The sequence below is a fragment of the Glacieibacterium arshaanense genome (assembly GCF_004681125.1).
Classification (GTDB): domain Bacteria; phylum Pseudomonadota; class Alphaproteobacteria; order Sphingomonadales; family Sphingomonadaceae; genus Polymorphobacter_A; species Polymorphobacter_A arshaanense.
Map to the genome: position 1 here is coordinate 481,111 of NZ_SIHO01000003.1, position 15,639 is coordinate 496,749.

Below are 15,639 nucleotides of genomic sequence, written 5' to 3' on the forward strand. Positions count from 1 at the left end.
ACAGTCAGGCGACGCCTGTGCCCCGAATGCTCGGTCCCAAACCCATCGTCGTGCCGCCGCGCTTGCCGTGGGAGCCCGTCGAAGTCGAACCGACGTGGCGCGAGAAGCTGCGGACGCTGCCGCGCTCGCGCTGGGTCATCCTCGGGCTTTCGTTCCTGGTGACCGCGGTCATCGTCTTCGGCTTCGTGGTGGACGCGCGCAAAAATATGCCGACGCGCACGCTGACGCTGCGCTATTTCCAAAGCTGGCCGGCAACGCGCAGCGACAAGGATATCGCTGCCGACCGCGCCGCTGAAAAAGCCGACTACGCCCGCCAGTTCGCCGAATCGCGCGCCTATATCGCGACCTTGCCGCCCGCCGAACAAAAGGCGGCGCGCGACCAATATAATGCCTTTGCCGCGTCGCTGGGCCCGAGCCTGCGCCCCGACGATTATGTGGCGCCCAAGCCCATCGTGCCGGTTCCGAACGCAGCACCGGCAGCACCTGCAAAGTGAACGACGACGCGCGCTGGATGGGCGCCGCGCTGGCGCTGGCAGCGCGCGGGCGCGGCCGCACCGCGCCCAACCCCGCCGTCGGCTGCGTTATCGTCAAAGGCGGCCATGTTGTCGGGCGCGGCTGGACGCAGCCCGGTGGCCGGCCGCACGCCGAAGCCGGAGCTCTCGCCCAAGCCGGTGACGCGGCGCGCGGCGCAACCGCCTATGTAACGCTCGAACCCTGTGCGCATGTCTCGACGCGCGGCCCGGCCTGCGCCGACCTGCTGATTGCGGCGGGGATCGCGCGCGTCGTCATCGCCGCGACCGACCCCGACCCGCGCACCGCCGGCGCTGGCGCGGCGCGTATCGCCGCCGCCGGTATCGCGGTCACCAACGGCGTGCGCGCAGCCGAAGCCGCAGCCCAAAACCCCGGCTTCTTCAGCCGCATGGCGCGCGGGCGGTCGTTCGTAACGCTCAAGCTGGCGCTCAGCCTCGATGGCTGCCTGGCGCTGAACGATGGCCGCAGCCGCTGGATCACCGGCGCGGCGGCACGCGCGCATGCCCACCGTGAACGCGCGCTCGCCGACCTGATTGTCGTCGGGCGCGGGACACTCGAAGCCGATGACCCGGCGCTCGATGTGCGGTTGGCGGGCCTTGAAGACCGCGCGCCGCGTGCGGCGGTGCTCAGCCGTTCGTTGGGCGCGCTGCCATCGTCAAAGCTGGCGACAACGGGTGCGACACTGCTGCGCGACTTTGCCGACATCGATGCCGATGCGTCGGTGCTCGACGTGTTCGTCGAAGGCGGTGCGGCACTGGCGACCGAACTGCTCGTCGCCGACCGCGTCGACCGGCTGCTCATCTACCGCGCGCCGATCCTCATCGGCGGCAAGCCCGGCATCGGCGACTTGGGCCTCGCCGATCTGGCCGACGCGCATGGGCGCTGGCTGCCCGCGGGCGTCACCGATCTCGCGCCCGACCGCGCAGAGGTTTACCTGCGCGCGCCGGCCCGCTAGGTTCGCCGCCATGTTTACAGGCATCATCACCGACATCGGCACCGTGGAATCGGCGACGCAGCGCGCCGACCTGCGCGTCGTCATCACCAGCGGCTATGATATGACGGGCGTCGCCATCGGCGCGTCGATTGCCTGTTCGGGCGTCTGCCTGACCGTGGTCGAAAAGGGCGCCGGCTGGTTCGCCGTCGATGCCAGCCACGAAACGCTGTCGAAAACCGCGCCAGGGCATTTCGTCGCAGGGGCGAAGCTCAACCTCGAACGCGCGCTCAAGGTCGGCGACGAACTCGGTGGCCATATCGTCACCGGCCATGTCGACGCCGTCGCCACGGTCGCCAAGCGCTGGACCGACGGCGGCTCGATCGGCATCGAATTCGCCGCACCGCGCGCACAGGGCGCCTGCATCGCCGCCAAGGGGTCAGTTACTGTCGACGGCGTCAGCCTGACGGTCAATATCGTCCATGACCAGGCCGATTCGACGCACTTCACCGTCAACATCATCCCGCACACCGCCGAATGGACGACGCTAGGTGCGCTGGCGGTGGGCGATTCGGTCAATATCGAGATCGACGTGCTGGCGCGCTACCTTGAACGCATGCGGGAATCGCTGGCGAATTAGCTGTGCTTGACATTCCAATGTGACGGATGCACGAACCGCACATTGAAATGTCAGGACGTCTCGCATGAGCACCACCCTAATCGAACGCATCCGCGCACTGGTCGCCGATGGCAGCGAAACCCGCTCGGGCCTCGCGCGCGCCGCCGGGCTGCACGCCAATTCGCTGCGCAACCTGGACGATGACGACTGGAACCCGACGTCGGACACGCTCAAGAAGCTCGCGGCGATCATCGACGGCCGCCACCCCGGCAAGGTCATGGCGAGCGTCGAGGAAATCATCAACGAGGCCAAGAACGGCCGCATGTTCATCCTCGTCGATGACGAAGACCGCGAGAACGAGGGCGACCTCGTCATTCCGGCGCAGATGGCAACGCCCGATGCGGTCAACTTCATGGCGCGCTACGGTCGCGGGCTGATCTGCCTGGCGCTGGCATCCGACCGCGTCAAGCAGCTCGGGCTGCCGCTGATGGCGCAGCACAACGGTACGCGCCACCACACCGCGTTCACCGTGTCGATCGAAGCGCATGAAGGCGTCACTACCGGCATTTCGGCGGCCGACCGCGCCCGCACGATTGCCGTCGCCATCGATGCCAGCAAGGGTCGCGAGCATATCGTCACCCCCGGCCACGTCTTCCCGCTGGTCGCCAAGGACGGCGGCGTGCTGGTGCGCGCCGGCCATACCGAAGCCTCGGTCGATGTCGCGCGGCTCGCCGGGCTCAACCCGTCGGGCGTCATCTGCGAGATCATGAATGACGACGGCACGATGGCGCGGCTGCCCGACTTGCAGGTTTTCGCCGCCGAGCATGGCCTGAAGATCGGCACGATCCGCGACCTCATCGCCTACCGCCACCAGAACGACAATCTGGTGAAGTGCGTCGCCGAGACCAAGCTCGAGAGCAAGCATGGCGGCACCTGGACCGCCAAGACCTACGTCAACACCGCTGAGTATGCCGAGCATATGGTGCTGCAGAAGGGCCGTGTCGAACCCGGCAAGCCGACGCTGGTGCGCATGCACAGCATGTCGATGTTCACCGACCTGTTCGGCGAAGTCGGCGGCCGCGCCGGCCAGTTGCAGCGCGCGATGGACATCATCGGCGAAGAAGGCGCCGGCATCGTCGTCATCATCCGCGACGCCCGCCCCGACGCGATTTCGACGCAGATGAAGGCCAAGGACGCCGGTCAGAGCTTCGAACTGCGTGACTATGGCATCGGCGCGCAGATCCTCACCGACCTCGGCGTCAGCGACATGATCCTGCTGACCAACGCCCACCGCACGATCATCGGCATCACCGGCTACGGCTTGACCGTGGTCGGCGAACGCCCCATCCCCCTCGACGACTAAAGGACCTCCCCATGGCACATTTCCTCATCGTCGAAGCGCGCTTCTATGACGCCATCGCCAACGCGCTGCTCAGCGGCGCGCAGGCGGCGCTGACCGCAGCAGATGCGACCTACGAAGTCGTGTCGGTGCCTGGCGCGCTCGAAATCCCCGCCGCCATCGGGCTGGCTGCCGAAAGCGGCGCCTATGACGGCTATGTCGCGCTCGGCACCGTCATCCGCGGCGAGACTTTCCACTTCGAAGTCGTGTCGAACGAAAGCGCGCGCGGGCTGATGGCGCTGTCGCTCGACGGGCTGGCGATTGGCAATGGCATCCTGACGGTCGAAAACGAAGCGCAAGCCTGGGCGCGCGCCCGCGTCACCGAAAAGGACAAGGGCGGCGAGGCGGCCAAGGCGGCACTCGCGATGCTGGCGCTGCGCGAGAAGTTCGCCTGAAGCGTGACATGAACCGTGCGCGCCGCTACAGACGCGCGGATGACTTCAGCAAAACCCCGTAAAGCCGGCAAAGGCAGCGCGCGTGCCTCGGCGCGGCTCGCTGCCGTGCAGGCGCTGTACCAGCGCGAGATGTCGGGCGATCCTGTCGCCAAGCTGCTCACCGAGTTTCACAACCACCGGCTCGGCGCGACGATCGAGGGCGAAGAATATCGCAACGCCGACCCCGAGCTGTTCGACGACATTGTCGCGGGTGCCGTGGCGCGCGGTGACGAAATCGACGCGCTGATCACCGGCAACCTCGCCAGCGGTTGGGCGATTGACCGGCTCGACCGGCCGATGCGCGCGATTTTGCGCGCCGGGGTCTATGAACTGCTGGCACGTCCCGATGTGCCGACGCCGACGGTCATCAACGAATATCTCGATGTCGCGCATGCGTTCTACGACACCAAGGAAACCGCGTTCGCCAACGCGCTGCTCGACGCGGTGGCGCGGCTGACGCGGGGCTGAGTGCGGTCGAAGGGCCTCCGGCGGGCAGGGCCGCAGGCCCTGCACCCATATCTTGAGACGGTGCCAAACTGTCGGCGTTGGCGGTTGCAAACCCCCGCGCATTATTTGGTGCAGGGCCTGCGGCCCTGCCCGCCGGAGGCCCTGAAACCGCGATTGGACAAGATTTGCGCGAGCGCGATCTGATCGCGCAGCTGCTGGCGCCGCTCGCCATGCACAAGGCGGCGCGCGGCCTTGCTGATGACGGCGCCGTCTGGCTGCCGCCGCTCGGCCGCGAACTGGTGCTGACGCACGATACGCTCGCCGCTGGTGTGCATTATCTGCCTGATGATCCGCCGTCTGACGTGGCGTGGAAGCTGCTCGCCACCAACCTGTCCGACCTTGCCGCCAAGGGCGCGACGCCGTCAGGCATGTTGTTGTCGCTGGGGCTGAGTGCTGCCGAGGACGAGGCGTGGTTGCGGGGCTTCGTCAGCGGGCTGGCGCGCGGGCTTGAACGCTGGAACGTCGCGCTTTTCGGTGGCGATACCATTTCCGGGTTGGCGCAAGCCGTTCTTGGGCTGACCGCCATCGGTCACGTCGAACCGGGCATGGCGCGCGCCCGCAGCGGCGCACGGGCAGGCGATTTGCTGTGGGTCAGCGGTAGCATCGGCGACGCCGGGTTGGGGCTGGCGGTGGCACAAGGCCGACTGCCGCACGACAAATATCTACTCAACCGCTTCCGCCGTCCGGAACCGCGCCTTGGGCTCGGTGCGGCGTTGTCGCCTGTCGTGCACGCGATGATGGATGTTTCCGATGGTGTGCTGATCGACGCGCAGCGCATGGCCGCGGCCAGCGGGCTGGCGGTGACAGTGAATCTGGCCGCGTTGCCGCTCTCAGATGCCGCCGCCGCACACACGCCTGATGACGCCGCGCGCCTCCAACGCGCCACGGCTGGCGATGATTACGAGCTGCTGTTCGCTGCGCCGGCAGATGCCGATATCGCCGCACTGGCGGCGCTGCACCGGCTGCCGCTGACCTGCATCGGCGCGTTCGAAGCCGGCGCAGGCTTGCGCGTGCGCGCCTCGAATGGTGCCGATTGCACACCCGACCGGCTCGGCTGGGAGCACTGAAACGGCAGCTATTGCGCCAAAGGGTTGCATAAGCTGTGCGCATTTGCCACAAGCCGCCGCACTTATAACGTCTTGACCCGTGCGGCATGGCTGCCTGGGCGAATTAGGGGTAAAATTCATGGATGTCGTTCTGATATCGATTGTCTGCGGCGTGGCCGCAGTCATCTATGGTATCATCACCTCGCGGGCCATTCTGGCCGCGTCGCCGGGCAACGCCCGCATGCAGGAAATCGCCAAGGCGATTCAGGAAGGCGCCGGCGCCTACCTCAACAAACAGTACACCGCGATTGCCGTCGTCGGCGTCGTCATGGCAGCGCTCGTCGCGCTGTTCCTCGGGATCGTGCCCGCCGTCGCCTTCGTGCTCGGCGCGGTGCTGTCGGGTGTTACCGGCTTCATCGGCATGAACATCTCGGTGCGCGCCAACGTCCGCACTGCAGAGGCCGCACGCGGCTCGCTGCAGGGCGGTCTGACCATGGCGTTCCGTTCGGGCGCCGTCACCGGCATGCTGGTCGCCGGACTCGCGCTGCTCGCCATCGCCGGTTACTTCTACGCGCTGGTGTCGTCGGGTCTTGAACCGACCAGCCGCGCTGTCGTCAACGCGCTCGTCGCGCTGAGCTTCGGCGCTTCGCTGATCTCGATCTTCGCGCGTCTCGGCGGCGGTATCTTCACCAAGGCCGCAGACGTCGGCGCCGACATGGTCGGCAAGAACGAACTCGGCTTCGACGAAGATGACGACCGCAACCCCGGCGTTATTGCCGACAACGTCGGTGACAACGTCGGCGATTGCGCCGGCATGGCCGCCGACCTTTTCGAAACCTATGTCGTCACCATCGGCGCCACCATGGTGCTGATCGCGCTGCTCATCGGCGGCGGTGACGCTGCCAAGCTGATGACGTTGCCGCTGCTCGCCTGCGGCGTCTGCATCATTACCTCGATCATCGGCACCTATTTCGTCCGCCTCGGCGGCGGCTCGATCATGGGCGCGCTTTACAAGGGCCTGATTGTCACCGGCCTGCTGTCGGTTCCGGCACTGTGGTTCGCCACCGCCGCGATCTTCCCCGACATGAACGCCGTTATCGGTGCCGATCCGGCGATTGTCGCCGCGCAGGGCCGTGAAGCGGTTACCGTCGCCGGCGTCGTCGGCGGCTTCTCGGGCCGCGAGCTGTTCTATTGCATGCTCGTCGGTCTCGGCGTCACCGCGCTGATCGTCTGGATCACCGAATACTATACCGGCACCAACTACCGCCCGGTGCAGTCGATCGCCAAGGCGTCGGATTCGGGCCACGGCACCAACGTCATCCAGGGCCTTGCGGTCTCGATGGAATCGACTGCGCTGCCGACGCTCGTCATCGTCGCCGGCATCATCATGACCTACAAGCTCGGCGGCCTCATCGGTATCGCCTTTGCCGCGACCGCGATGCTCGCGCTCGCCGGCATGATCGTGGCGCTCGACGCTTACGGTCCGGTCACCGACAACGCCGGTGGTATTGCCGAAATGGCGGGCCTCGACGGTGAAGTGCGCCAGCGCACCGACGCGCTCGACGCGGTCGGCAACACCACCAAGGCCGTCACCAAGGGCTATGCCATCGGTTCGGCCGGTCTGGCGGCGCTCGTGCTGTTTGCGACCTACACCAACGACTTGAAAGAGTTCTTCACCTCGGTGACGATCGATTTCTCGCTGTCGAACCCCTATGTCGTCGTCGGGCTGCTGCTCGGCGCATTGCTGCCGTACCTGTTCGGCGGCATGGCGATGACGGCCGTCGGCCGCACCGCACAGGCAGTGGCACAGGACATTCGCGCCCAGTTCCGCGAAAACCCCGGCATTGCCGACCGCAGCGTGCGTCCGAACTACGCACGCACCGTCGGTCTGGTCACCGCCGGCGCCATCAAGGAAATGATCATCCCGTCGCTGCTGCCGGTGCTCGCACCGATCGTGGTGTACTTCGCGATCACTGCTGTCGCGGGTCAGGGTAACGGCTTTGCCGCCCTCGGTGCGTTGCTGATGGGCGTCATCATCTCGGGTCTGTTCGTCGCCATCTCGATGACCTCGGGCGGCGGCGCCTGGGATAACGCCAAGAAGGTCATCGAAATGGGTGCCTATGGTGGCAAGGGTAGCCCCGCGCACCAGGCAGCCGTGACCGGTGACACCGTCGGCGATCCGTACAAGGATACCGCGGGTCCGGCCGTCAACCCGATGATCAAGATCACCAACATCGTCGCGTTGCTGCTGCTCGCAGCACTCGCGGCACACTGATCGACCTCAGCGCAAGCTGAAGTCGCAACGACCCCGCTGGATGCAAGTCCGGCGGGGTTTTTGTTGCGCCACGTGCACGGCAGGGCTGGCAATTTGTGCCGGTTGCCCGCAGGAGGTGGATATGACTGCCACATCCCGACGCACGACATCAAACGCCGACCAGCAGCGCCGCATCGCCGGTTGCGTCACGCTCGGCCTGGACACCCATGGTGAACACGACAGCGCCGTGTCGAGCATCGACGGCACCTTGCCCGCGACGCACGATGCCGAAGGCCGCATGGCGCGCGGCGCGATGCTGGTGCTCGCCGACCAGGGCCTCGCGCGCGGCGTGTTCGCGGCGTTCGGTGAAGAACAAGCGATGCTGACGCTCGACCTGCGCGTCGACTGGCTGGCGCTGCCGCCGCCAGGCGCACTCGTCGAGGCGCAGGTCGAACGTGTCATCCGGCACGGTGCCATCGTCGAAGTGCAGGGGGTGCTGCGCGCCTATGCCGCCGATGCGGTCGTGCTGGTCGGCACGGCGTGCGCGCGCTTCCTGACCGGCAGCTTCCCCGGCGGCGGGGATGTCTTCGCGCATGTCGAACACAGCGACGCAGCCGCCTCGACGGCGCCCGATTTTAATGCGCTGCTGGCACTGCAACCGGTCGAAGACGGCACCGTCCTGCCGCCCAATCTGGCGCTGGTCGGGTCGCCGATGCTGCCGGCAATTCACGGCGGCTTCATCGCCGCAGCGCTCGAAGCCACCAGCACCGGGCTGGCTCCCGCCGACCTCGGCTGGTCACCGGTCGATGTCGAAATCCGCTACATCCGCCCGGCCAACGCCACCGAGCCGCTGCACATCGTCCCGCGCGTGCTGCGCGCCAGCCGGCGCACCGTCATCGTCGAAGCCCATGCGCTGCAAGGCGATGACCGTAAACTCATCGCCTCGGCCCAGATGCTGTTCTACCGCCATGTCGGTGAAGCTGCCGACCTTACGACCGAGACAGTGGAGTTTCCGCTACAGCGCTGAAGAGCCTCCGGCGGGCAGGCCTGAGGCCTGCACCCATTTGAGGAGCGCATAAAAATTGGGTGCAGGGCCTGAGGCCCTGCCCGCCGGAGGCCCTACTTGGGTCCGTCGCGACCCGTGCCGCCGCTGCTGCCGGCGGGGCCACCGCCGCTGCTGACCTGGCCGATGTTGCCGAACAGATCCTGGATCAGGCTGCTGTCGCGGCCCAGCGTCGGCGTCTTGTCGCCTTCCATCTTGACCGACACGATCTTGTCGAGGCCGTCGCGTTCGACCTTGGTGACACCGCCACCGCTATCGAAGCTGATGATGATGATGCTCTGCGACGTCGGCTTGGGGGTCAGGAACGCCAGCTGCGAGCTGTTGCGCGTCACATAATACCATTCGCCATTGTCGAATTCGGAGGCCCAGGTCGGGCGGCCCAGTGTCTTTTCGACCGAGGCGCGGTTGTCGACACCCGGCTGCACCGAAGCGACCAGCGTTTCGTCGACGATGTAGCCCTGCGTCTGCTTGATGCGCGACGATTCGCAAGCCGACAATGTCGTCAGCGCGAGCACCGCCAGCACGGGCAACATCGCCGCCGGCCTGCTGCTGTTCGTCAAACGCATAACCCACTCCCACCGCAGCACTGCTGCACTTTACCACACTGGCATCGCCACACAGGCGTTGCACCGGAAGGCAATCGCCTCAATATGCGGCATCACGACCCGTCACAAGCCCTACTGCTGCGTCTTCAGCCGAATCGAGTATCCGATGAACCCTTTCTCCAGCCTGACTCGCGCCGTCAAACATGCGGTGCAGCGCCAGTTTGCGGTCGAGCTGCCCGGCGACGCGCTCTACCGCAGCGTCGTCGAGCTGGCACGTCAGCCGCAAAGCTATATCGCCGGCGCCGTGCCCGACACGCTCGATGGCCGCTTCGACATGGTCGCGCTAGTCCTCGCATTAGTGCTGATACGGCTCGAATCGGCGGGTGAAATGCAGCTGACCAGCGACCTCACCGAACGCTTCATCACCGACATGGACGGGAGCTTGCGCGAAATCGGCATCAGCGACCAGGTTGTCGGCAAGCATATCGGCAACATGGTCAGCGCACTCGGCGGCCGGTTGGGCGCCTATCGCGACGCGCTGGCGCCCGACGCCGCACCGCAAGCGCTGCCCGAAGCACTGGCGCGCAACCTCTACCGTGGCGCCCCGGTTGCCGCCGACGCGCTGGCGTGGCAAACCGCGCACGCGCGCAGCCTCCACGCCCGCATCAACAGCGCCGCGCTCGATGCGCTCAAGGCCGGAACCATCGCATGACCCATCCCGAATTTGCCCGCACGCTACGCATCCACGAAATTGGCGCGCCGGTACGCCATGAAAGCCTGACCGCAACAAAGGCCGAATGCGCCGCACTCGCCAAACGCTTCGACCTCGTCGCGCTCGACGCACTGACCGCCGAACTCGATGTCCACCGCAGCGCCGGCGCCATTCGCGTCGCCGGCAGCTTCCACGCCGTCGGCGCGCAGCCGTGCGTGGTGTCTGCCGAACCCGTGCCGTTCGATCTCGATGATGTCGTCGAAGTCAATTTTAGCGACGGCGCCCGTGTCGCCGACGAGGAAATCGAACTCACCGACGATCAACTCGATGAACTGCCGCTCGAAGGCGACACGCTCGACCTCGGCGAACTCGTCGCGCAAAGCCTCGCGCTCGCGCTCGACCCCTGGCCGCGCGCCCCCGAAGAAATCCGCGCCGCTGCCGCGCGCCACCTGATCAGCGAAGCCGAAGCTGAGGCACTGGCGGCTGCCGACAAGGCGGCAGCGAACCCGTTCGCGGTGTTGAAAAAGAAATAGAGCAGGGAAGCCAAGGGCCTCCGGCGGGCAGGCCTGAGGCCTGCCCCCATTTGAATTGCGTCACAGTCTCCGCTGAGTTGGTAGTTTATTCTAGCACCGGTCAGGATATAGTGTCATCACCAGCGACGAAATCAAAGAGGTAGGTAACGCAGACTCCAAGTACAGCTGCTGCTCCGAATCTTATTACTGGATTCGGAATAGAATTGGTAAAATTCGAGGTCGCAAGTTGTACTGCTTTTCGAACTTTCTCATCGCGCGCTGCTCGCCGCGCTACGGCCCCGACATGCCGCCCCGTTACGGAAATGCCTAACTTGGCTGAATCCACTGCCACTGCAGCGGTTCTTCCGACTGCCTTGCCACCGTTGGCTACTGATTGGATAGCATCGCTGCCGGCTTCTGCGGCGCGATCTGAAAGATCGTTGAATGCATCGCCGGCAAGTTTGGCTCCAGTACCAGCAAGAAGCAAAGTTGATACAGTGGTTTGTGTCGACAATTCGGCAGCAGCAGCGCCTTGATCGCGCGCCAACTTTACGGCTGCATCTATAGCTGCCGCACCTGAATCAGCCAGCTTCGAAACTCCAGCTTGCAAGCCTCGTATGGCATCATCAAATTTGCCCACAGAGTTCCCCGACTAAAACGCCGAATGAATGATATCACTGCAATCCCTGCCGGCAATTCACAATGCATCCGAAACGGATTGCTGCCGCACTTTGCGGCAATTCAACTACCCGCGCCCGCGCGCAAAATGCACGTCGGTGAAGCCTACATCGACCCAGGCGTGGCGCGTCTGCTCCCACACAGAACGCACCGGCGCCGGAAAATCTGGGTCGGCGATGGCGCCGACAGTGATGCCGATGACGCCGGGTTTGAGCGGGCCGGTCAGCCATACCGAAGTCCCGCATTCGGGGCAGAAGCCGGTGGTGAACTCATTCCCTGAATCGGCGATGCGCGTATAGCGCTTCGAGGTGCCGGTCAGTTTGACACGTTCGACTGGATAATAGGCCGCGACACCGAACGGCGAACCCGAGCGCCGCTGGCAGGCGACGCAGTGGCACATGACCACCGCGTCGGGTTCACCGGATATTTCAGCGCTAAGCTGGCCGCACCCGCATTGCGCGCGCGTCATGGCTCAGAACGGCACATCGTCGTCGAGGTCGTCGCTGAAGCCGCCGCCCGGCCCAGCACCACCGCTACCGCCACCGAACGCCGGCTTCTTGGCGCCGCCGCCGAAGGCCGGGGCGCTGCTGCGCGGCGCGTCGTCATAACCGCCGCCGAAGTCGCCGCCACCGGCGCTGCCGCCTTCGCCGCGGCCATCGAGCAGCACCAGCGTGCCGTTGAAGCGGCCGATGACGACTTCGGTGGTGTAGCGATCGTTGCCGTCGCGGTCCTGCCACTTGCGCGTCTGCAGCGCGCCTTCGACATAGATCTTGCTGCCCTTGCGCAGGAACTTTTCGGCGATCGGCACCAGATTGTCGTTGTTGATGGTGACGTTATGCCACTCGGTCTTTTCCTTGCGCTCGCCGCTGGCCTTGTCGCGCCAGCTTTCGGATGTCGCGATGCGCATGTTGGCGATGCGGCCGCCATTGGCGAACGATTTGATTTCAGGGTCGGCACCCAGATTGCCGACCAGAATGACCTTGTTGACGCTGCCAGCCATGCGGCGATTTCCCCATCTTAAAATAGAACATATATAGAACGCGTGGCGTCCGTGCAACGACTCGATGTGCGGGCTCATGCTAGCACCGCGACAGCGGTTGCGCTTGTAAAAACCGGCACGCTGGGTCACCTTCGCGCACACTGTTCAGGGGGTTCAACAATGTCGGGTCAGATCGACGCATTCGGCAATCTCGCGACCGCCGCGCTGGCGGCGCAGGAGTTCGATCGCGGGCCATTGCACGACCCTGGCGCACCGGGGCTGTGCGCCAATTGCGAGGCACCGGTCGCCGGGCGCTTCTGCGCCAATTGCGGTCAGCCGTCGCACGTCCACCGCAGCGTGCTGCACGTTGTCGAGGAGTTCCTGCATGGGCTGACGCATTTCGACGGCAAGGCGTGGAAGACGCTGCCGCTGCTGCTGTTCCGCCCCGGCAAGCTGACCTACGACTATGTCCACGGCAAGCGCGCGCGCTACGTACCGCCGGTGGCGCTGTTCCTGCTCAGCGTGTTCATGATGTTTTTCGCGTTCAGCTTTGTCGAAGGCCCGCCCGATATGCAGCTCGACGCACCGGTCGTGGTCAGCGGCACGCCGGCCGAACGCGCCAAGCTGCGCACCGACGCCGATTCGGCGTTCGCCGAGCTTGAGCAGGAGCTGGCCGCCGCGCGTGCCGATCCCAAGCGTGCCGATGATGTCGCCGGCCTGGAGATTGCGGTGCGCGCCGGCAAGTCGGCGCAGGCGGCAGCGCACCGCGTCAGTGACGGCAAATCGCTGATCAGCGACGATGACAAGTCGAAGCTGTCGATCGAGGGCGCCGCCAAGATGCTGCGCGACGCTGACAAGAAGGGCGAACTGGGGCTCGATACCGGCAGCAAGGCCATCAACGACCGCATCCGCCACGCGCTCGATAACCCCGAACTCACCATCTACAAGGTCCAGTCGAAAGCGTATAAATTCAGCTTCCTGCTGGTACCGCTGTCGCTGCCGGTGCTGTGGCTGATGTTCATGTTCCGGCGCCACGTCTACCTCTATGACCACACCGTCTTCGCACTCTATTCGCTGAGTTTCATGTCGGTCGTGGTCATCGCGGCTTCGACGATGTTCGCGCTCGGCTACCGCGGCGCGCTCTATGCACCGTTGCTGCTGCTGGTGCCGCCGCTGCACATGTTCGCGCAGCTCAAGGGCGCCTATCAACTGTCGGTGTTCGGTGCGGCGTGGCGCGCCATTGTGCTGGCGACCGCGGCGGTCATCACGCTGGCGTTCTTCGCGGTGCTGATCGCGTTGCTCGGAATGGTCGACTGAACGCGCCTGACGCGGGCTGATTCAAGGGCCTCCGGCGGGCAGGGGTGACCCCTGCACCCAATTGAAGAGCGCCAAACAATCGGGTGCAGGCCTCAGGCCTGCCTTCAAACTATTCGTCGCGCGTGACCTTCTCGGCGCGTTCGTGGCGTTCCTGCGCCTCGAGCGTCATCGTCGCGATCGGCCGGGCTTCGAGGCGCTGCAGCGAGATCGGCTCGCCGCTGACTTCGCAATAGCCATAGTCGCCGGTTTCGATCCGGCGCAGCGCGGCGTCGATCTTCGAGATCAGCTTGCGCTGGCGGTCGCGAGTGCGCAGTTCGATCGACCAATCGGTCTCGCTCGATGCGCGGTCGGCGACATCGGGTTCGCGCAGCGATTCGGATTGCAAGGTCGCCAGCGTCTCGCGTGCTTCGCGGAGGATTTCATCCTTCCAGTCGAGCAGGCGGCGGCGGAAATACGCCAACTGGCGCGGGTTCATGAACTCTTCGTTTGCCGATGGCCGGTAACTGTCGGGCAAGTCGACATGCTCGACAATCGAGGGCGCTTCGCTCGATGCCGCGGCAATGACCTCTTCCATGTCGGCAACGGCATTTCGGACGGCTGTTTCTGGCATCGACCCGCAACTCCCACACGAGACCCCGGGGATATGGCGTTCCAGTCCACAGCGTGCCGGTTTCCGCCGGTCTCCCCACCGCGTTCCGGAAACCCTGTCGCCATGGCGCGGCCACGACAGCAGGCACCTTCCCCGCGGCGGGCTATAGCGACTGGCCCAACGCCCGACAAGGGGGAGTTGACGGTTGTTAAGGCTGATTTTTTCCGGGGCGGCGCAAGGATATCACAGTGCCCTCGGGCAAGCGCGCCAGCATGTCGGCGAGCGGCTCGCTGGCCGTGCGCATCCAGAACGCGTTGGCGTGCAGCAACCGGTCGTCATGGTCGATGAAGCCGACATGGCCGGGGATGAACAGCAGGTCGCCCGGCGCACGATCGGCGAGCGCCACCGCGTCGCCGATCCCCTGTGCCTGCTGGTCGCTATCGCGTGGCGCGAACTGACCGGCCGCCATCAGCGCGACCTGCACCAGCCCCGAACAATCGATGCCGGCGCGGCTGCGGCCGCCCCACAGATACGGCGTGCCGATGAACTGCCGCGCGACTTCGAGCGCGTCGGGGGCGAAATCGCTCAACGCCGCGACATGACGCCGGTGAATGAAGCCGTCGGCGGCAGCGATGAATTTCTCATCATGGTCGGCGGCAGCGAGCAGCGCCCCGAGCGGCAGGTCGGCCAGCACCGGCGCCTTGATGTCGGCGCGGGAAAACACCAGCGCCGATGGCGCGCTGACGCGGTGCGTGGCGGGCAGGGCGTCGGCAGTCAGCGCGGCGGCTTCGACATAGCCGACATAGCCGTCGTGCGCGCACTGGCCCCAAGCCCAGCCGTTATCGATGTCGAAAACCGCAAACGCCTCGCCGTAAAGCAGCGCACTGGTCGCGGTTGCGGCGGTGTCGGGCGCGCCGCGCAGCATCGCGACAGCGGTGGCGCAGTGCATCGGCAATGGCTGGACGTAGCGCGGAGCGATGACGCGGTCGGCAAGCGCAATGTCGGCGAGATCGTTGCGGACGGCGTTGATGCGGTGGTCGAGCTTCACCGATGGCCCGCGCAAATGCCCCTGACGTGGCACACCCGCCCATGTTGAGGCCGCCAGCGCTGCGCTAGTCCTTTGACTCCGGTTGGCGCCCATATCCCTCCAGCCGTTTGATCAGGCCGGCGAACGCCTCGATGAACGCCAGCCCCTCGGGCGTGCGTACAACGAAGATATTGCGCAGGTCACTCATGTCCTTCTGCCGACGGACATAGCCCAGTGCGCTCAAAGCATTCAATATGCGAGTGACGACGGGCTTCGAAACATGCAGGCGGGCAGCAATGCCGCGCACCGTATGCGGGCCGGGATCGAGATAGACCAGCAGCAACAGCGCCATCTGGCGGTTGGTGAGGTCAGGATGCCCCGAAGCAACATAGCCGGCCAAAACACTGAGCCAATTGGACAGCGGCACCACGGCTTCGGTGCTCGGGTCGATCTTCTCCATTGTCATTTCCAATGCACGCACGGTCGTCAATGCGCA

19 protein-coding genes are annotated in these 15,639 nt (G+C 65.6%); 12 read left to right on the plus strand and 7 right to left on the minus strand.

Features of this window, described 5'->3' with window-relative positions; all coding sequences use genetic code 11:
* Nucleotides 1-26 precede the first annotated feature (26 nt).
* The 9 genes from EUV02_RS14240 to EUV02_RS14280 all read left to right on the plus strand — a co-directional run bounded on the left by EUV02_RS14240 (nt 27) and on the right by EUV02_RS14280 (nt 8,748).
* The gene (locus EUV02_RS14240) at nt 27-494 is read left to right on the plus strand and encodes a hypothetical protein (RefSeq protein WP_135246938.1); all 468 of its coding nucleotides are present in this window, start codon (nt 27-29) and stop codon (nt 492-494) included.
* Nucleotides 491-1,486: a bifunctional diaminohydroxyphosphoribosylaminopyrimidine deaminase/5-amino-6-(5-phosphoribosylamino)uracil reductase RibD gene (gene ribD / locus EUV02_RS14245; RefSeq protein ID WP_279379525.1), complete on the plus strand. Its 996-nt coding sequence runs from the start codon at nt 491-493 to the stop codon at nt 1,484-1,486. Before EUV02_RS14240 ends, ribD begins: the two co-directional genes overlap by 4 nt.
* 10 nt (nt 1,487-1,496) lie before the next feature.
* The gene (locus EUV02_RS14250; protein ID WP_135246939.1) at nt 1,497-2,102 is read left to right on the plus strand and encodes a riboflavin synthase; all 606 of its coding nucleotides are present in this window, start codon (nt 1,497-1,499) and stop codon (nt 2,100-2,102) included.
* 64 nt (nt 2,103-2,166) lie between these two features.
* On the plus strand, nt 2,167-3,444 hold the full coding sequence (gene ribB, locus EUV02_RS14255) for a 3,4-dihydroxy-2-butanone-4-phosphate synthase (protein WP_135246940.1): 1,278 nt from the start codon (nt 2,167-2,169) through the stop codon (nt 3,442-3,444).
* Between the two features lie 11 nt (nt 3,445-3,455).
* Nucleotides 3,456-3,875: a 6,7-dimethyl-8-ribityllumazine synthase gene (gene ribH / locus EUV02_RS14260; RefSeq protein ID WP_135246941.1), complete on the plus strand. Its 420-nt coding sequence runs from the start codon at nt 3,456-3,458 to the stop codon at nt 3,873-3,875.
* Nucleotides 3,876-3,914: 39 nt separating this feature from the next.
* Nucleotides 3,915-4,382, plus strand: a complete 468-nt coding sequence (gene nusB / locus EUV02_RS14265) for a transcription antitermination factor NusB (RefSeq protein ID WP_135246942.1) — start codon at nt 3,915-3,917, stop codon at nt 4,380-4,382.
* A 164-nt stretch (nt 4,383-4,546) separates the two neighbouring features.
* The gene (thiL, locus tag EUV02_RS14270; RefSeq protein ID WP_135246943.1) at nt 4,547-5,488 is read left to right on the plus strand and encodes a thiamine-phosphate kinase; all 942 of its coding nucleotides are present in this window, start codon (nt 4,547-4,549) and stop codon (nt 5,486-5,488) included.
* A gap of 118 nt (nt 5,489-5,606) precedes the next feature.
* A complete protein-coding gene (locus tag EUV02_RS14275) occupies nt 5,607-7,742 on the plus strand; it encodes a sodium-translocating pyrophosphatase (RefSeq protein ID WP_135246944.1) in 2,136 nt (711 codons plus the stop codon).
* A gap of 121 nt (nt 7,743-7,863) precedes the next feature.
* Complete coding sequence (locus tag EUV02_RS14280; protein ID WP_166430639.1) at nt 7,864-8,748, plus strand: PaaI family thioesterase; 885 nt, start codon at nt 7,864-7,866, stop codon at nt 8,746-8,748.
* 92 nt (nt 8,749-8,840) lie between these two features.
* Here the strand turns inward: EUV02_RS14280 and EUV02_RS14285 are convergent, their stop codons facing one another.
* Nucleotides 8,841-9,350, minus strand: a complete 510-nt coding sequence (locus tag EUV02_RS14285; protein ID WP_243445920.1) for an outer membrane protein assembly factor BamE — start codon at nt 9,348-9,350, stop codon at nt 8,841-8,843.
* Between the two features lie 145 nt (nt 9,351-9,495).
* Here EUV02_RS14285 and EUV02_RS14290 point away from each other — a divergent pair, with 145 nt between their 5' ends.
* Both EUV02_RS14290 and EUV02_RS14295 read left to right on the plus strand, forming a co-directional pair.
* Nucleotides 9,496-10,041: a ubiquinol-cytochrome C chaperone family protein gene (locus EUV02_RS14290; RefSeq protein ID WP_135246946.1), complete on the plus strand. Its 546-nt coding sequence runs from the start codon at nt 9,496-9,498 to the stop codon at nt 10,039-10,041.
* A complete protein-coding gene (locus tag EUV02_RS14295) occupies nt 10,038-10,574 on the plus strand; it encodes a YceD family protein (protein ID WP_135246947.1) in 537 nt (178 codons plus the stop codon). The genes EUV02_RS14290 and EUV02_RS14295 overlap by 4 nt, the downstream gene beginning before the upstream one ends.
* 100 nt (nt 10,575-10,674) lie before the next feature.
* On the opposite strand, the gene EUV02_RS14300 is transcribed toward EUV02_RS14295, so the two are convergent.
* The 3 genes from EUV02_RS14300 to ssb form a co-directional block, all read right to left on the minus strand.
* Nucleotides 10,675-11,193, minus strand: coding sequence for a hypothetical protein (locus EUV02_RS14300; RefSeq protein ID WP_135246948.1), 519 nt, complete (start codon nt 11,191-11,193; stop codon nt 10,675-10,677).
* Between the two features lie 105 nt (nt 11,194-11,298).
* A complete protein-coding gene (locus EUV02_RS14305; RefSeq protein WP_135246949.1) occupies nt 11,299-11,700 on the minus strand; it encodes a GFA family protein in 402 nt (133 codons plus the stop codon).
* 3 nt (nt 11,701-11,703) lie between these two features.
* Nucleotides 11,704-12,231: a single-stranded DNA-binding protein gene (ssb, locus tag EUV02_RS14310; RefSeq protein WP_135246950.1), complete on the minus strand. Its 528-nt coding sequence runs from the start codon at nt 12,229-12,231 to the stop codon at nt 11,704-11,706.
* A 159-nt stretch (nt 12,232-12,390) separates the two neighbouring features.
* Between ssb and EUV02_RS14315 the strand changes: the two genes are divergently transcribed.
* Nucleotides 12,391-13,527, plus strand: a complete 1,137-nt coding sequence (locus EUV02_RS14315; RefSeq protein WP_135246951.1) for a DUF3667 domain-containing protein — start codon at nt 12,391-12,393, stop codon at nt 13,525-13,527.
* A 109-nt stretch (nt 13,528-13,636) separates the two neighbouring features.
* On the opposite strand, the gene dksA is transcribed toward EUV02_RS14315, so the two are convergent.
* From dksA to EUV02_RS14330, 3 genes are all read right to left on the minus strand, one after another.
* The gene (gene dksA / locus EUV02_RS14320) at nt 13,637-14,101 is read right to left on the minus strand and encodes an RNA polymerase-binding protein DksA (RefSeq protein WP_135247039.1); all 465 of its coding nucleotides are present in this window, start codon (nt 14,099-14,101) and stop codon (nt 13,637-13,639) included.
* A 223-nt stretch (nt 14,102-14,324) separates the two neighbouring features.
* Nucleotides 14,325-15,164: a C40 family peptidase gene (locus tag EUV02_RS14325; RefSeq protein ID WP_243445921.1), complete on the minus strand. Its 840-nt coding sequence runs from the start codon at nt 15,162-15,164 to the stop codon at nt 14,325-14,327.
* A 64-nt stretch (nt 15,165-15,228) separates the two neighbouring features.
* Entirely contained in the window at nt 15,229-15,603 is a 375-nt protein-coding gene (locus EUV02_RS14330; protein ID WP_243445922.1) for a MarR family winged helix-turn-helix transcriptional regulator, read from the minus strand.
* Nucleotides 15,604-15,639: the final 36 nt, after the last annotated feature.

What these genes read in the sequence shown, in the direction of transcription:
- EUV02_RS14240 (WP_135246938.1), top strand. Translation starts at nt 27, where the DNA reads ATGCTCGGTCCCAAACCCATCGTCGTGCCGCCGCGCTTGCCGTGGGAG.
- EUV02_RS14250 (WP_135246939.1), top strand. Translation starts at nt 1,497, where the DNA reads ATGTTTACAGGCATCATCACCGACATCGGCACCGTGGAATCGGCGACG.
- ribB (WP_135246940.1), top strand. Translation starts at nt 2,167, where the DNA reads ATGAGCACCACCCTAATCGAACGCATCCGCGCACTGGTCGCCGATGGC.
- ribH (WP_135246941.1), top strand. Translation starts at nt 3,456, where the DNA reads ATGGCACATTTCCTCATCGTCGAAGCGCGCTTCTATGACGCCATCGCC.
- nusB (WP_135246942.1), top strand. Translation starts at nt 3,915, where the DNA reads ATGACTTCAGCAAAACCCCGTAAAGCCGGCAAAGGCAGCGCGCGTGCC.
- EUV02_RS14275 (WP_135246944.1), top strand. Translation starts at nt 5,607, where the DNA reads ATGGATGTCGTTCTGATATCGATTGTCTGCGGCGTGGCCGCAGTCATC.
- EUV02_RS14280 (WP_166430639.1), top strand. Translation starts at nt 7,864, where the DNA reads ATGACTGCCACATCCCGACGCACGACATCAAACGCCGACCAGCAGCGC.
- EUV02_RS14285 (WP_243445920.1), bottom strand. Translation starts at nt 9,350, where the DNA reads ATGCGTTTGACGAACAGCAGCAGGCCGGCGGCGATGTTGCCCGTGCTG.
- EUV02_RS14290 (WP_135246946.1), top strand. Translation starts at nt 9,496, where the DNA reads ATGAACCCTTTCTCCAGCCTGACTCGCGCCGTCAAACATGCGGTGCAG.
- EUV02_RS14295 (WP_135246947.1), top strand. Translation starts at nt 10,038, where the DNA reads ATGACCCATCCCGAATTTGCCCGCACGCTACGCATCCACGAAATTGGC.
- EUV02_RS14305 (WP_135246949.1), bottom strand. Translation starts at nt 11,700, where the DNA reads ATGACGCGCGCGCAATGCGGGTGCGGCCAGCTTAGCGCTGAAATATCC.
- ssb (WP_135246950.1), bottom strand. Translation starts at nt 12,231, where the DNA reads ATGGCTGGCAGCGTCAACAAGGTCATTCTGGTCGGCAATCTGGGTGCC.
- EUV02_RS14315 (WP_135246951.1), top strand. Translation starts at nt 12,391, where the DNA reads ATGTCGGGTCAGATCGACGCATTCGGCAATCTCGCGACCGCCGCGCTG.
- dksA (WP_135247039.1), bottom strand. Translation starts at nt 14,101, where the DNA reads ATGGAAGAGGTCATTGCCGCGGCATCGAGCGAAGCGCCCTCGATTGTC.
- EUV02_RS14330 (WP_243445922.1), bottom strand. Translation starts at nt 15,603, where the DNA reads ATGGAGAAGATCGACCCGAGCACCGAAGCCGTGGTGCCGCTGTCCAAT.